Source organism: Aquimarina latercula DSM 2041, assembly GCF_000430645.1.
Lineage (GTDB): Bacteria > Bacteroidota > Bacteroidia > Flavobacteriales > Flavobacteriaceae > Aquimarina > Aquimarina latercula.
This window is the reverse complement of the sequence record NZ_AUMK01000016.1, coordinates 94,719-110,718: the sequence shown is the minus strand read 5'-3', so window position 1 is coordinate 110,718 and position 16,000 is coordinate 94,719. Positions and strand designations below refer to the sequence as shown.

Annotated in this window: 16 protein-coding genes; 5 read left to right on the top strand and 11 right to left on the bottom strand. The window is 31.2% G+C overall.

Features of this window, described 5'->3' with window-relative positions; genetic code table 11:
• The first annotated feature begins 521 nt into the window (after nucleotides 1-521).
• Together H526_RS0115715 and H526_RS0115710 are read left to right on the top strand one after the other, a co-directional pair.
• Nucleotides 522-995 carry a hypothetical protein gene (locus tag H526_RS0115715; RefSeq protein ID WP_027393891.1) on the top strand — a complete coding sequence of 158 codons (474 nt, stop codon included), beginning with the start codon at nucleotides 522-524 and terminating at the stop codon, nucleotides 993-995.
• 159 nt (nucleotides 996-1,154) lie between these two features.
• Nucleotides 1,155-2,033: a follicular epithelium yolk protein subunit gene (locus H526_RS0115710; RefSeq protein WP_027393890.1), complete on the top strand. Its 879-nt coding sequence runs from the start codon at nucleotides 1,155-1,157 to the stop codon at nucleotides 2,031-2,033.
• A gap of 71 nt (nucleotides 2,034-2,104) precedes the next feature.
• Here the strand turns inward: H526_RS0115710 and H526_RS0115705 are convergent, their stop codons facing one another.
• From H526_RS0115705 to H526_RS0115655, 11 genes are all read right to left on the bottom strand, one after another.
• Nucleotides 2,105-3,556, bottom strand: a complete 1,452-nt coding sequence (locus tag H526_RS0115705) for a S41 family peptidase (RefSeq protein ID WP_027393889.1) — start codon at nucleotides 3,554-3,556, stop codon at nucleotides 2,105-2,107.
• 175 nt (nucleotides 3,557-3,731) lie between these two features.
• A complete protein-coding gene (locus H526_RS0115700; RefSeq protein ID WP_027393888.1) occupies nucleotides 3,732-5,039 on the bottom strand; it encodes a carboxypeptidase-like regulatory domain-containing protein in 1,308 nt (435 codons plus the stop codon).
• 237 nt (nucleotides 5,040-5,276) lie between these two features.
• Nucleotides 5,277-6,680 (bottom strand): ATP-binding protein, encoded by a 1,404-nt coding sequence (locus H526_RS29305; protein ID WP_051336184.1) that lies wholly within the window; start codon nucleotides 6,678-6,680, stop codon nucleotides 5,277-5,279.
• A 127-nt stretch (nucleotides 6,681-6,807) separates the two neighbouring features.
• Nucleotides 6,808-7,815 carry a GTP 3',8-cyclase MoaA gene (gene moaA / locus H526_RS0115690; RefSeq protein ID WP_155839708.1) on the bottom strand — a complete coding sequence of 336 codons (1,008 nt, stop codon included), beginning with the start codon at nucleotides 7,813-7,815 and terminating at the stop codon, nucleotides 6,808-6,810.
• Nucleotides 7,816-7,827: 12 nt separating this feature from the next.
• Nucleotides 7,828-8,736: a bifunctional molybdenum cofactor biosynthesis protein MoaC/MoaB gene (gene moaCB, locus H526_RS0115685; protein ID WP_027393886.1), complete on the bottom strand. Its 909-nt coding sequence runs from the start codon at nucleotides 8,734-8,736 to the stop codon at nucleotides 7,828-7,830.
• A gap of 2 nt (nucleotides 8,737-8,738) precedes the next feature.
• Nucleotides 8,739-9,176: a molybdenum cofactor biosynthesis protein MoaE gene (locus H526_RS0115680; protein WP_027393885.1), complete on the bottom strand. Its 438-nt coding sequence runs from the start codon at nucleotides 9,174-9,176 to the stop codon at nucleotides 8,739-8,741.
• A 12-nt stretch (nucleotides 9,177-9,188) separates the two neighbouring features.
• A complete protein-coding gene (locus H526_RS0115675; protein WP_027393884.1) occupies nucleotides 9,189-9,428 on the bottom strand; it encodes a MoaD/ThiS family protein in 240 nt (79 codons plus the stop codon).
• On the bottom strand, nucleotides 9,419-9,991 hold the full coding sequence (gene mobA, locus H526_RS0115670) for a molybdenum cofactor guanylyltransferase (protein ID WP_027393883.1): 573 nt from the start codon (nucleotides 9,989-9,991) through the stop codon (nucleotides 9,419-9,421). The genes H526_RS0115675 and mobA overlap by 10 nt, the downstream gene beginning before the upstream one ends.
• Nucleotides 9,988-10,320 (bottom strand): winged helix-turn-helix domain-containing protein, encoded by a 333-nt coding sequence (locus tag H526_RS0115665; RefSeq protein ID WP_027393882.1) that lies wholly within the window; start codon nucleotides 10,318-10,320, stop codon nucleotides 9,988-9,990. Before H526_RS0115665 ends, mobA begins: the two co-directional genes overlap by 4 nt.
• Nucleotides 10,321-10,461: 141 nt before the next feature.
• A complete protein-coding gene (locus H526_RS0115660; RefSeq protein WP_027393881.1) occupies nucleotides 10,462-11,640 on the bottom strand; it encodes a molybdopterin molybdotransferase MoeA in 1,179 nt (392 codons plus the stop codon).
• A gap of 122 nt (nucleotides 11,641-11,762) precedes the next feature.
• On the bottom strand, nucleotides 11,763-12,296 hold the full coding sequence (locus H526_RS0115655; protein ID WP_027393880.1) for a hypothetical protein: 534 nt from the start codon (nucleotides 12,294-12,296) through the stop codon (nucleotides 11,763-11,765).
• A gap of 358 nt (nucleotides 12,297-12,654) precedes the next feature.
• On the opposite strand from H526_RS0115655, the gene H526_RS0115650 reads away from it, so the two are divergent.
• The 3 genes from H526_RS0115650 to H526_RS0115640 are packed head-to-tail and all read left to right on the top strand — an operon-like array spanning nucleotide 12,655 to nucleotide 15,944.
• The gene (locus tag H526_RS0115650) at nucleotides 12,655-14,979 is read left to right on the top strand and encodes a hypothetical protein (protein ID WP_035085748.1); all 2,325 of its coding nucleotides are present in this window, start codon (nucleotides 12,655-12,657) and stop codon (nucleotides 14,977-14,979) included.
• 57 nt (nucleotides 14,980-15,036) lie between these two features.
• Entirely contained in the window at nucleotides 15,037-15,489 is a 453-nt protein-coding gene (gene parS / locus H526_RS0115645; protein ID WP_027393878.1) for a type II RES/Xre toxin-antitoxin system antitoxin, read from the top strand.
• Nucleotides 15,489-15,944 (top strand): RES family NAD+ phosphorylase, encoded by a 456-nt coding sequence (locus tag H526_RS0115640; protein WP_027393877.1) that lies wholly within the window; start codon nucleotides 15,489-15,491, stop codon nucleotides 15,942-15,944. Before parS ends, H526_RS0115640 begins: the two co-directional genes overlap by 1 nt.
• The last annotated feature ends 56 nt before the right edge of the window (nucleotides 15,945-16,000 follow it).

The following is a 16,000-nucleotide window of genomic DNA, read 5'->3' as shown; positions in this document are numbered from 1 at the left end:
GTCTGCGACTAGTGGCGTCAAAGATTGGCAGGCAAGAATACTAAATAAATACTAAGAACCAGTTGCATTGATTTGTAGCTGGTTTTTTATGTGATAAATTTAAGTTTTACTACTTTATAGACAGCTAGTACTCGTTTATAACGAATGTTGTCAAAGATCATTATACCTAACGATAATATGTAATAATCAAAAAAACTTTAGGATACAGTATAGCTTTTTGTATTTTGTAATACATAATTAATTAGTTCGATATTAAAAAGTCCATCACAGAAATTAATGGAGTAACTAGACTAAGTAAAATCAACAAAGCACGCTCGCAGGAGATAATGAATCTTCATGGCATTACAATTGTTATCCAAGGTATGCTTCCTATGATGATTGTTATTGGGAGTTTTATTAAGCTAAAAAGAAAAATCTGTATGGTTTATAATTTAGACTCTAAGTGTTTATCGAGTAAACATGGACATCTTCTTAATATTTATTCCTAAGTTCGCATGGAATCATTAATGGATTGTATCCCTATGAAAGCTGCCACGGTTAGAGAGTTAAAAATAGAGTTAAACAATTGTTCACAGCAAGAATTGGTAGCGCTATGCTTGCGATTATCTAAATTTAAAAAAGAAAATAAGGAGTTATTTACCTATTTGTTATATGAAGCTTCTGATGAGGATAATTATATCGCCTCGGTGCAACAAGAAATTACCAAAGAGTTTGGGCTGATTAATACCAGTAGCTATTACTACATCAAAAAAAGCGTTCGTAAAATCCTACGTATTAGTAAAAAGTATATTCGATATTCTGGTAAAAAAGAAACAGAGGTAGAAATATTATTACATTTCTGTTCAGAGTTAAAAAAGGTACGTCCTTCTATTAAAAATAATAGAATGCTAACCAATATCTATGATAGACAAATCAATAGTATAACTAAGACCATACGAACATTACACGAGGATTTACAGTATGATTATGAGTTAGTTTTGGACTCATTGGTATAATATCATTTTGTTTCAACAGTTTTTTTGATAAATTGGGGAATTTTACATCTTTTTTTATCAAAACACGGGAAAACACTTATAGTATATTATGTTGATTTTGAGTTAGTTTGTATGTGCACAAAAAATAAGTACTAACAATTTTAACTTAAATTAATCATTATGGGTATTAGTATTAGTATTGTTGCTGGACAAGATCAGGCAGCATCTAGCGTAAATGCAAGTGGATCCGTTCAACACGTGATTACCGATGAGGAAAGAACAACTTTTAAATTGGGGGATAAACAATTAAAAGATGCAGTAAATAAGTATTTCGGAAAATCTCCTAATGATGCTTACTTACATAGCCCAACGCCATGGGGCGATTTGTATAAAAAATATAATTGGCCACAGGTACAGATGGTTCTGGTGGTACAAAGTGCAGAGATATTAGGAATTACATCAGAACCGGTGATTGTAAAAACACAAGATTTTACAAACAACAGTAGTATAAAAGGAACATTTAATGTTGCGATTTCAGAATCATTAAACAATACTACTTCGTCTAATTGGAGTACAGGAGGTACATTAACCATTGGTCAGAAGTTTAGTTATGGAGTAAAATTTCTTGGAGCTGGAGCAGAAGGAGAAACCTCATTATCTTATAGCCAATCATGGGGAGTTGGTGGTCAAGAGTCTAAATCAATTACCGTAGGTTCTACATCGGGAGTAAGTGTAGAATTGGATCCTGGAGAATCTGTAGTAGCAGAACTTTCTGCTAGTAGAGGAGTTATGAAAGTAAGGATTAGATATAATGCTTATCTGATAGGTAATACAGCGGTAAACTATAATCCTACATATAAGAAACACCATTTCTGGAGTTTAGGAATCGGTGGTGTCATGTCTAAAGGAGGAGTTTCTAACTCAGTGCAATCCACAGAAGATATAGAAATTGGATACTATTCTAATTCTAAAATTGAACTAAAGAATAAAATAAGCGGTAAGATAAAAGCGAGTCATGCATTAGCAGATGCTACTGCTGGCGAACTTACATTAGCTTAACAGGTATATTAATTTTGTTTTTCCCGACTTCGATAGGGTAGTATACTATTATACTGCTTTGTCGAAGTTTTTTACCCTTTTATTAATTTAAAAATATAATCAAGTTGACTATCCTTGCCTTTAATAAGATCCTCTACAGAAAATAGTATCGTGCGATCAGGAATTACACCAGAACCTTTGGGTAGGCTATTGTCTTTTACATAGTGAGTAATTCGTTCCATAGACATTACCATAATAATCTTAGCGTTAGGTAATTCATAATACACAGGAAACTGTCCGGTATGAGCGTAGTAACCACCACCTGTTTCTTCGCCAACCAAAAGAATATCTGGATCGTTTTTAGCTAATAAGGCAAGTGCCGATCCAGCAGAAAATGTAGTGCCACCTGCCAACATATACACCTTGCCCTTAAATCTATTTTTGTTAGGTACCATCATAGTCTCTAAATCATCAAAATCTAGTTTCCAGCCATCGTATTTTGGATGGTTATAAAACTTGTCTTTCAAGAATTCTTTTTCTCCGTACGTTCTAGTTACATATGTACGTTCTGGGATTTCTAAAGAAGATACAAAAGAACTAGTTCGTTGTTTGTATAGTTTATCTGTGATAAAAGAGAAAAGATGTACTGAGTTGGGTCTAAAACCTCCATCATTATTTCTGATATCGATAACTAAATGTTTTATTTTCTTTTTCTTAATTTCTTTAAATAGTTTTGTTAATCGTGATTTAAACGCTCTAATATCTACGCCAAAAGAGTTAGCAACCAATACAGCTGTTTTTAGATCATCTCTATAGTAAACAAAAGGTTCTTTGGTATTAACATGCTTTGAAAAAAAAGCAACTTTATCTGTAGCATTATGATATTTAGAAAAATAAGAGTTACGGTTGATATTTCTGTGTTTGGCATTTACAAAAGATTCTGCAGCTAAGGTGATTGTCTTTTTACTGCCATTAGGTGTTATGTAATCAACTATATATTCTTTTTGTACACCATATTCGTACATATAGAATAGTCCGAATTTTAATTCAATGTCTCTATATTTTCTAGTAAGATTATATCCATCAGTGGGAGCATATTTTTTTAAGGCTTCTAAAATAGTTGTAGTCGGAGTATTATTGATAGTGGCTACTTTTGACCCAATCGGTATATCAAAATCATCCGTATCTATATAAAACTCTGCCTGTATAATTTTTAGTATTAGTGGAAAATAGTATTGTGTAGTGTTTAATGTGTTAGGAGCAAAAAGTAATAGATGACCATCTTTTATTTGATCAGTAATTTGTTGCATTTTTTTAAACAGTTCAATATCTGCAATATCTTCGGATAAAGATCCTTTTGTAGTACTTAGTATAGAATCTAGTGTTACTTGATCAATATATTCATAGAGTGCAGGATGCCCCTGTTTTAATATGTTTTCAAAGATTTTAAAATCTTCTTGCGCTTTTTCTGGTGTGAGCGTTTTTTGAGCAAAAAGTGAAGTAGATATAGTAATTAAAAATACAATGCACCAAATGCGATTCATGTGATAAATTTTGATATACAATTTTTAAAGACGTCACTTAAGAAAAAATGTGACAATCTCTTGTTTTCCCTTAGGTGTAAAAATAAGAAATTACATACGAGCAACGATTATTTATAGACTAAAAAACAGGTGCTTCGTTAGCACCTGTTTTTCTATATTGTATGTATAAAGTATATTAATTTAATTTTCGTAATTGTTTCTTTATTTTTCGAATTGCGGATTCGATAGACTTTTCTGGTTCAATTACATTATACTCTCCCCAGAATTGTGGGTCAGAGAAACCAGAGGCTTCATCACTAATTACTACAGATGATTTTAAACGATCTTTAGGCCGTAAATTTTCGTTCTCTGGATTCTTTTTCCAATCAGTAACAGCCATTTCTATATTTAGCTTATAGGTAGAGTTAAATAACTTCTTTTTCCAGTTTACCTTAAAAACTAAATCGATTTTACCGTATCCGTAGTACCATCTTCCATTCTTTTCTCTATAATTCATGTTATAAGTAGCAACGGTAGGGTACACTTTGGCTCTGGTAGGTTTTTTTCTAACAAATAATTTACTTGCTTCTTCTCGGTCATCTAACTTAAGACTAAAAACAGCTTTTGTTAATGCTAATGTTTCTGAATCTATATATAACTTTCCGTAGTAATAAAGATCTTTGATATAAGGTCTTTGCTTAAACTTAAGAACATAAATATAGCGATCATTAATTTTAGTGGATTTATCAAAGCTGAATTCATAAATTTTCAATATATCTTCTGTAAACAGAAGGTCTGGATTTTTCATTACATCAATGAATAAGGTACTTGATGGTCCACCTTGAAGCTTTAGTGTTAGTGTGTCTAACTTTTTGTAATCAGCGCTTTTTCTGGCTTTGTATAGTTTAATAACATCATTTTTATCAGATGCATAAGGCTTTTTATATACATCTACAACCGCTTCGGAAAGCGAAACATACGTTCGTCTCCTTTTTATAGTTTCTCTGTAAAAAGCTGTCATAATTGTATTATCACTTTGATAATTAGCACCACGTTTTTTCATTACTGCTTTAATAAGAGCTTCTGGATCTCTAGGGTCAATATTTATTTCTGTAAGTTCTGTGATTGATGCAGATAGTTGGATTTTTGTTTTACTACCTTTTAGTGTGGACAGTGATACTATTTTGTCCTTATACCCCAAGAATGAAACAGTAATATTGGCACTGGCGTTACTTTTTGGAACTTTTAACAAAAATTCACCTTCGCTATTTGTAATCGTAGAAATGTTAGTTCCGTTAAGAGAAACTGTTGCAGAAACCAAAGGCTCATTATCGGTTTTGTCTACTACAAACCCTTTATATTCATTGTAGTTTGCTTCATTGGGGATGCCAGTGTCTTGAAAAAAGCTAAACGCTTGAAGACTATTAGAATACCCAATAATTAAAAATATACTAAGTAAAAAGGTAAAACCATTTTTACTTAAAAAAGTACTTTTTTTATTCATATCATATTCGTTCAGTTAATACTATAATTCTTAAATTTTTGAGGTAAAATGTAAAGTATACAATATACTAAATTTACGAGTGAATTTTAATGTACAATAGTTAAAAATGAGCTAATTATGAGTTTGTGAGTGCTAGTTTTGATAATTGCAAAGCATTAGATTTTAGTAAATTATCATTAAAAAAGAATTCTATTAATGAGTATTTTTCTTTTTAAAAAGAAAAATAAGAATGATATTTTAGTGATATCCACTATGATCACCAAACCAATTTTTGAGCTTTATATTTAATATTTCTGTAGTAAAAGGTTTGGTAATGTAATCATCGAGTCCTTTTGCAATAAATCGCTCTGCATCGCCAGGCAATGCGTTAGAAGTAATGGCAATTACAGGAGGTACTTTTTTATATCCTTGTCGGATTAGTTTACAGGTTTCTACACCATCTAGTTCTGGCAAGTTGATATCCATAAGAATAAGATCGTATGTGTCTTCTTCAAACATTTCTATTGCTTTTCTACCTGTTTTAGCAACATCAGCAGTACATCCCAAATATTTAAGTATTTGTTTAGAAACGATAATGTTTGTTTCTGAATCTTCTACTAGTAAAGCATGAAGATTAAATTTTTGATCATTACTTTTATCAAAAGCTTTCTCCGTAGATGGTATAACAGCGTTAGATATTTTTGTTTTAAAAGTGAACCAGAAGTTACTTCCTTTTCCGATTTCGCTTTGCACTCCTAGTTTACCATTCATTAGGTCCACTAATTTTTTGCTTATTGTTAGTCCTAACCCAGTTCCTTCACCCACAAGAATGGCTTCGTTATGTACTTGGCTAAATCTGTTAAATAATGATTTTTGGTCCTCTTTACTTATACCAATTCCAGAATCTATAACTTCTATCTTAAAGGTTAATTCGTCATTTTTTTTAGAAACCAACGAAGACTTTACGGTAATGTTACCTTTATTGGTAAATTTAATAGCATTACCAATTAGATTAGAAATCACTTGTTTTAATCTATTATCATCGGCATAAATTTGTTCTGGTAATGTGTCCGGATATTCAGAAATTAAATCAATACCTTTCGCTTTGCTATTAGCAAGGAATAGGTCAATATTTTGATGTATTAATTTTTTAAGATTAATACCTTTTGGGGATAAAGAAAATTTTCCTGCTTCCATTTTGGATAAATCCAGAATTTGGTTTAGAATATCTAATAAATTCTGTGAGGATTGGTGGATAGTACTTACATACTCCTTCTGTAAATCATCTAATTTTGTGTTTTTGAAAAGTAAATCAATCATACCAATAACTCCAACCATAGGAGTCCTGATTTCATGACTCATATTAGCTAAAAAATCTTGTTTAAATTTTGAGGCTTGAAGAATCTGCTTATTTGTACCTTTCAGTTTATCTAAATTACGTCCACCAAACATAGCAAAAAGTCCTAGAAATATGGGTGCAGTATCTATTATATAATGTATCGGGTGTTTTTTTTGTACGAATAGGATAGATTCCAATGAAAACTCTAAACCTAATTTAGAAATATCTATACTGGTAGCAACAATCGGAAACATTAGTCCGAATAACATTCCGTAAAAGGTATATTTTGCGGCTTCAGATTTTAACCATGATTTTTGATTCATAGATGGTTTTTTGACTACGATCTTACGTTAGTTAATGATCCGATAAGGTTATTTTGGGGCCTTACTGGGATATATGCTAAATATAGTGGTTTTTTTGTAAATGAATAATATCTGTTTTTTTCGATTACTAGCCGCCGATACTAATCATGCTTCTATTTTGAGAATGAAGTTCAGGGTTTTCTAGTTTATCAGAAGTATCCATTCCTCCTCTAGAAGCAAATTTATGCTGTAAAGCAGATCGTATCGCAGGAAGTATTGATTGGTTAGCCCTAAGTGGTTTTAATAAGGAAAACTCATTATTAGAAAATAAACAGTTTTTTAGTTTCCCATCTGCTGTAATGCGTATTCTATTACACGTATCGCAAAAAGGATTCGTAACAGAACTTATAATAGCAAAACTACCTAAATGCCCATCAATTTTATAATTTCTAGCAGTGTCATTAGGTGAGTCTGTTAATCTTTTCAGTTGCAACGGGAAAGTATAATGTACTTTGTCCAATATCTCTTGCTGTGTCACTAATTTATCCATATTCCATTGATTACCATCAAAAGGCATGAATTCAATAAATCGAATAGTAAGATTTTGATTCTTTGTTAGATTAATAAAATCAATGATTTCGTCTTCATTGAAATTTTTTATTAAAACAATATTTAGTTTAACATGAAAACCTTCCTTTTGAAAAAGTTGAATGGTATTCCAGACTTTATCGAATTCATTTCGGCGGGTAATCTTCTCAAACTTATCTTTATGCAGTGAGTCGATACTTATAGTAATTGTAGTAACATTGTTTTCTTTTAGTAATGGAAGAAAACGATCTGCTAATATCCCATTGGTAGTAATTCCAATCTCTACTGGGAGTGCGGCTAGATTTTCTAAAATTAAAGGGAAGTCTTTTCTTACCATTGGTTCTCCGCCGGTTAACCTAATCTTAGTAACACCAATATTAACAAATTCTTTTGCAATTGTATGGATTTCATCTGATGTCATTAGATGTTCTTTCGGTCTCAATGGTATTCCATTAGCAGGCATGCAATAGGTACATCTTAGATTACATCTTTCTGTCAAAGAAATTCTAAGATATGTGTGTTTTCGACCGAGATTATCTGTTAATATGTTCTGATTATTTATATCCACTTTCAATTAAGATTAGTTTCCATCGTGTTTAGCTCCTTTTAATATTCGAAAGGTATGCAATACAGCGGGGAAAATAGCTTCCATAGATTCTTTTGCTCCATTTGTTGATCCTGGTAATGCAAGTATTAATGATTCTCCAATCACACCGGCAACACTTCTAGAAAGCATAGCATATGGCATCCGATTTTGACCATAAGTTCGGATTGCTTCTTCTATTCCAGGAATTCTACGTTCTACTAAAGGAAGCAGTGCTTCTGGTGTTACATCCCGCGGTGATAATCCGGTACCACCAGTAAAAATGATAAGATCATTTTCTCTTAATTGCTTTACTTGCTGTTGTATTTCATTTATCTCGTCTGGGATTATTGTATATGTGCTAATAGTAACCCCACACTCTTCTAATTTTTCTATAATTGCTTTACCTGCTTTATCTTCTTTATGACCCTCAGAAATTGAGTCGGAACATACAACAACTCCGGCTTTAAAAGGCTCTCCGTTATCTTTGTAACTGGATTTTCCTCCTCGTTTTTTAAGCAATTTGATATGCCGGATTTCTACATTTTTGTCAACGGGCTTGAGCATATCATACATTGTGAGAGCTACTACAGATACTCCATGCATTGCTTCAACTTCTACACCTGTTTTATAAATGGTTTTTACCGTCATTTCTATAACAATTTCTAGATTATTAATTTTATAATCTATACTAGTGTATTCAATAGGTAAGGGATGACAATCAGGAATCATATCGCTGGTTCTTTTAACAGCAAATAAACCTGCAGTTTTAGCCATTTCAAAAACATCTCCTTTAGGAATACTTTTAGAGATAATGGCTTCTATGGTTTTGGAATTTCCGACTTTAACAATGGCTTGAGCTACTGCAGTACGAAGAGTATTATTTTTATGTGTGATGTCTACCATTCTTAATTATTTACTTTCCAAACATGGGTTTCGTCTTCAAAAATTTCTTTTCCAAATACAGGGACATCTTTTTTTATTTCTTCTACTAAAAACTCCAATGCTTCAAAAGCTGCTCTTCTATGCGGAGAAGATACAAATACAAAAAGACAAATTTCGCCAGCTTTTACTTTTCCTAAACTATGATAAATATGCATACAGGTAAGATCATATTTATCAAAAGTAGCTTCACGTATTTCGTGAAATTTTTCTTCGGCCATATCCTTATATGCAGAATATTCAATCGCTTGTACAGTATTACCTTCAATCTCATCTGCTCGTACTTGACCTAAAAAAATATCGTGAGCACCAATGGTTGTCTTAGTTTGATGTTTTTCGATAGAGTTTGCTATAAAACTTGGACGTATCGGTCCTTCTACAAAAACAGTTTTTCTTTTTTCCATGTATTACTTTTTTTAACCACCAGAAAACGGAGGTAATAATGCTATCTCACTTGCGGAGCTAAGTAGTGTATTATTTGACTTAATTTCTTTATCAATCGCAATTTTAAATGATAATCCTTGCAATTTTTGATATTTGTTTTTCAGTAAATTTTCTAATTGATCTACTTTGCTACCTTTTTCTAAAGAAATAATTTCTTCTTTGCAATTAGTAGCTTCAGCAATCATCCCGAAATATAAAATCTTTAATTCCATTGCGTTGCCTGTTTATATTGTTGCTGTGTATTTATGTTTTTTACGTACGGAGCTATAGTATCTTCTATAGGAATACTTTTTACTTTTAGTGTAGATAGTGTTTTTCTTAGGCTTAAACGTTTTTTATTAATACTTTCTAGAAAAGTATTAATAACAGATTCATTATATAACGTAATCAATGGAATATCTTGGAAAGTGATTATATCAAAATTAGGTTCATACGCTGAAATTAATTTATCTAGAACCATATGATTAACAAAAGGAACATCACAACTAAGTACTAAATTCTGTTTTGTTCTAGTATGTGTTAATCCAGTATAGATCCCTCCAACAGGTCCTAAATCAGGAATTATATCCGAAATACACTGATAACCAAAAATAGTATAAGCTGGATTATTAGTAATGATTAGAATTTTGTCTGTAATTGATTCTAGTGCCTTTAGAATATGAGCTATAAAAGGTTTTCCTTTGTGCAGTTTTAAACCTTTATCTTCTCCCATTCTACTACTCTTACCACCAGCTAGTATAATACCTGTTATGTCTAAACCTTTTAGAGAACTCATAATTGTAGCTCTTTTAGTTGTTGATCTAAGAAATCCCAGCAATTTTTATTTATGTTTTCGAATGCATTAATCATTTTTAGGCCGTATTCAGTTATTTCTGTACCACCACCACCGCTTCCCCCTGTATTTGTAATCACAACAGGAGTAGAAGCATTTTTATTAATGGAATCAACTAAATTCCAAGCTTTCTTATACGACATCCCAAGAGATTTTGCAGCTTTAGAGAGAGAACCTTCAGTTTTTATGGCTTTTAGAATTTTAATTCTTCCTTCTCCAAGAAAAACACCCTTCTCACCTTCGATCCATATCCTGCTTTTTATGTGGTACATGCTAGCCGTTGTTTCCTGCAAGATATAACGAAAAAAATAAAGAATACACTCTTTCAGAAATTTTTATGATTTATTCAAAATAGAAAGAGTTTGATAAGGTAAATTGAAATTATAGTTGTGTTCTTTTTTGAAAACATAAAATTAATCAGGTAACAAAATAGTTTCTACCAAAGAATCTTTATCAACTTTACTAATATTTTCTGGAATAAAAACTAAAGCATTTGCTACAGCATAGGAATATAACATGGCAGAACTTTGACCATCTAGAATTTCTACAGTTTCATTAGAAACTTTAGCTTTTAAAAACTGTGCCCGATCTCCTTTTTTGATAAAATCTTTTGTTAAAGATTTCATAGTCCTTGTAAGACCGTCAGAAGAGGAATCACCCATTATTTTTTGAATAATAGGAATTACATAAATATAAAAGCAAGTAAGAGAGGATGCAGGATTACCGGGTAAAGCAAAAATGAATGTTTCCTTATTTTTTCCAAAAAACAATGGTTTACCAGGTTTTTGTTTGATTTTATAAAATAATTCTTCGGTGCCAAGTTCGGATAAAGCTTCTTTTACAAAATCATAATCACCTACAGAAATTCCTCCACTGATTAATACTAAATCATTGTTTTCAATAGCTTGCCTGATTGTTTCTTTTGTACTTTCATATTCATCCTGAACAATATATTTATTAATTTCTTTTATTTGAAATTGCTCTAGAACAGCTTGTAGTTGAACAGAATTACTTTCATAGATTTTTCCTTGTTGTAATTTTTGTCCAGGCGCTATTAATTCATTTCCAGTTGTTATTATCGCTACGCTTGGGGGAATAAAAACTTCCAAATCAGTAATCCCTAATCCTGCTAAAAATCCAATACCAGCAGGAGATATTTTTGTTCCTTTTTCTAATGCAATATCTCCTTTTTTTATCTGTTCTCCAGTGGCTCTAATATTTTGGTTTTGGTGTATTTCTTCATTTATGGTAATAGTGTTTTCTGATCTTATTACCTTTTCTTGTATTACTATAGTATTTGCATTATCAGGAACTCTTGCACCTGTAAAAATGCGAACTCCTTGTCCTGGCAATAATGAATAATCATCTGCATCACCTGCTTTTACTTCACCAATAATTTGATAGGTGTTTTTATCATGAAGTAACAAGGCGTATCCATCCATCGCTGATTGACGGAATGGTGGCATATCTATGGGAGTAGGAATATTTTTGCTAAGCCTTAATCCATTAGTATCTTTTAATAAAACGGTTTTTGTTTTAGGAGTATAAAGTACTTCAGAGATTATGGACAATGCTTTTGATACAGAAATCATTTTAAAATTATTTTATATCAAAAATATTGCTTTGTTTGGAGGTAACCTAAATTTTATAACGCATAAAAAAAGCACGGCAATAAATACCGTGCTATCATAAAACCTTACTTTTTATGATTGATTTAACCTTTAAAAACGATTTTTTTTAGTTTGTAACCTTCAATTTTGATGAAGTATGTTTTTGGATCTCTATAATTATGAATGTAATCATCAATTATACCGTGATCTAATAATCTACCTGTTAGTGTATAAAGACTATAGTTAAGACCTTGGGGAACTTCTTTAATGTCTTTAAATGTTTCTAAACCAGTACTCTGTTGACAAGTTGAATCTGCTAGAAATCTATCGATAAAGGTAACTCGTCCTTTTTTCTCTCCTTCTAAAGTAACTGTTGCTGATTCGTCTACGTCAAGAATTCCGCTTCCAGAAATATCTCCTAATATAATTAAGCACGCATTTCTGATTTTAATTCTTGCACCGTTTTCGATATGTAAACTTTCTGTTATAAAAATAACACCTTCTTCGGTATTCTCGTCTAAACCATTAATTATGGTGTTCTCAGTCACTGACATTAATTTATAAGAAATGTCAATTTTTACATTCGCAAATGCAACACTTGCGAAAAGTAATGTTAATAGGGGTAATAATTTTTTCATAAGGTTCAGTTTTTGGGTTAAACTGCAATTAAAAAAGTAAGTTTTTTCTTACTAATTAAGTGTTTTAATCGTTGTAAAACACATAATCAACGACAAGATACAACTTTTTATGTTAAAACCGTAATTTTTCGCATTTAAATATTGATTTTATTACCATAGATTTTGCAAAAATTCTCATTTAACCCATAAACACTGGTGTTTAGACAAATGTTAAATTTTAAAGGTTTATTAACAAATTGATTTCCAATTTATTGCTTTTAGTGATTTTCGCTGTAAAATGATAGACCCCGTTTTTTTTAAGTTTATTTTTAAATATTGGTATATGATTTAAGGATATTTAATTTTAAATTTGATTATAATGATGATCAAACTATTATTATTTTCCCAAGGCTTTAATATTTGGTTTAAAAACCTACTAAGAGAACTTTCTAATAATATAATCAGTCTTTTTTTTATTGGGTCTGTTTATTTAGCTTTATGGCACTTTCCGCAGACAGTAGATTTATTATTAATTCTAAATCAAGCAGATGCTTTTTTACTAGAAGTTCCATTATATTTTACGCTACTTATTATTGCTGCATTTTTAATTTGGAACGCTCCTAAGTATTTTTATTTTCACAATTATAAAGACATTACTCTTACTAATCTCATAGGGTTTATTCCTAATCAACATTATAAATTTCAGGATAGAAGTGAATCTGCTAGTTATGCTTACATGACTAGAATTCATATGAGAAAAACATTACCAAGAATTTTAGCAATTTTATTATTAGCCATATCTGCATTGAGTATTCTTAATGCAATGGAGTTATTTGGTTTAGAAAACACATATACGGAATTTTTAAATCCTACAAATACATTAGTCTTGATTGTTTTTTTGCTATTGTTATTGTCTGAACCTAAACTATACAAGGTGCTAAAGGATTTTCTAAATCGAAGTGCTAAAACTAAAGTTTTTATTTTTATAGTTTCTATTGGATTAATGATTTTAATTATATCATTGGGAACACTAAATACTCAGACAGAGAAAGATTTAGGGAATCTTTTTCTTTCTAATAGTGCATTGGTACTGTTGTTTTTTACTTTGTCATTTAATAGTTATAAGTTCTTAAAGCATTTTCCTAAAAAGTTCTTTTATACTTTTATTCTAATGTCTGGGTTCATTATGTTAATGACATTTCTATTATTTAATTTTTATCCTAGTCTGGTAACCGGAATAAATCCATTATCCGTTTTAATTCTTTCGCTTTTAAGTCTTTTCATGATTTGTTTTATATTGATTTTGATCGGGAAAAAAATACGCCTTCCTTTATTATCAATTGTAACGGTCTTTTGTATTTTCTCTGCCAAGTTTTTTTCAGACACTTCGGATCATTATCAACTTAATTTGATGGAAACAAATGTTGATAGACCTTCATTAGATATTTATATATATTATTGGTTAAAGAGTAGGGAGAACATCATTAATGATAGTGAAACTACTTTTCCAATTATTATGGTTTCTGCTGAAGGAGGAGGGTCGAGAGCGGGACTTTGGGCTTTTTTAGTACATAGTTATTTATATGAAAACACAAAAGGGGATTATTTTGAAAAACATTTACTTTCATTAACAGGAGCCTCTGGCGGTGGTGTTGGTAATTCCATGTTTTTTGCAGAAGCTAGAAATACCAGTTTAGAAGGAAAAAAATCAAGCTTTAAAATTGATGAGAATGCTCATAAACCTATTGTAAAGTATAAAGCTAGTGGTATTTACAAGGAAAATTATTTATCGGTAGCATTGTTGTCTTTATTAGGACGCGATTTATTTAAGGAAGTCACTAGTTTATTTAAATTTAAAAATAGAGGGCAATTATTAGAAGAACATTGGAATCAAGCTCATGAAAAATACTTTTTGGATTCAAAAGGTAGGAGTATTATAGATAAAGAGTTTCTATCTTTTTACGATAATATTTTTACCGGTGATACCATGGATTTGATTTCTCAAAAAATACCACCTTTATTGTTTGTCAATACTACACATACGCAAACAGGAAATTATAATATTATTAGCCCAGTAGAATACTCTCAAGTAAAAGAATTCACGGGAATGAATGATTTTTTAAGTACTATACAGTCTAGTTACCCTAATAATTCCATTGCACTTTCGACTGCGATGAGGATTAATGCAAGCTTTCCATTTATTACTCCTGTTGGAGAAGTTAGGAATAGGACACAAAAGGATATATTCATTTCTGATCAATATGCAGATGCAGGATATTATGATAATATTGGAGGGAGAGTATCTATTGGTGTTGAAGAAGTGCTTAAGAAAGTATTAAATGATTCTTTTCCTTTGTTGAGAAAGAAAGTGAAAATTAAACAGTTGATTATCACTAATGAAGAAGAACTAAAAATAGCGAAAACAAGCACCCAACTTTCAGCCCCATTAACAACTCTTAAAAATGTTAGATATGGTCATACAAAAGAGGTTATGGAAAAATTGGGAGATGATTATGTAATTAGTTTAAAACAAACAGAAATTATGCCTTCCTCCATTAATTTGTTAGCAAGAGATATTAATAAAGAAGAACTTTTTATAAGGCCAGTACTGCCGCTAGGGAGATATTTATCTACCGTAGCAATTAGGTCTATGGAAGCTAGATTGGATTCAGTAAAAGTGGATTTGGATTTAATTACACAATAAGCAAGTCAATTGTCGTTTTTTTTTGTACATTTGTCAATGTAAAAAATTCTTTTGGTTATGAGCGCAGTATCACCGTTAGATTATGATGGTTTAGAAAGTAAAGGGTTATTGAGGTACCTAAATATTGATATTCCTTTGCACAATGTTTATGATTTTATTGAACTATCTCGTAATGGTATTGATAAGCGAGCATTATTACATCTTGCTAAAACGATAGATTTTGATTTGAGTGAGTTGGCCCATGTGTTGCATTTGTCGGAGCGCACGATACAGCGTTATGAGCTCAATAAAAAGTTAAGTACCGAAGCAAGTTCAAAAGCTTTGCAATTGGCAAAACTTTATGCGAGGGGAGAGAATATTTTTGGAGACTTAGATCGTTTTAAACGGTGGATGGAACATCCAAATGTTGCGTTAGCAACTAAAAAACCCAAAGAACTTCTTGATACCACTTTTGGATTTCAGTTATTAAACGAAGAGTTAATTCGTATAGAGCATGGAATTTTTGCATAATGTTGGTATATAGAATTGCTAAACAAAAGTATATAAAAGACCTTACCGGTATTGGAGCTAAAACCGTTGGAGGCAGATGGAACCCAAAAGGGGTTGCTGTCCTATATACAAGTACTACTGCGGCTCTTTCTGTTTTGGAAGTTCTAGCACATTTACCAGCTGCATATTTTCCGGATGATATGGCTATCGCCACCATCGAACTACCGGATGATAGAATTTCTACAATAGATATTAAAGAATTACCAAAAGATTGGAATAAAATACCACCTTCTACAGGAATTCAACATTTTGCTTTAAATTGGATATCGGAAAATATAAATTTAGGATTAAAAGTTCCCAGTATTATAGTACCAAGAGAGCAGAATCTTCTTATTAATCCATTACATCCAGATTTTAATTTGGTAAAGCTAATAGAGATTGAACCTTTTAGTTTTGATACACGACTACTTAAATAATTTCCTGTATTTAATTTTTAAAATCAATATTTACAGACTTAATTCTAAAAAATAAT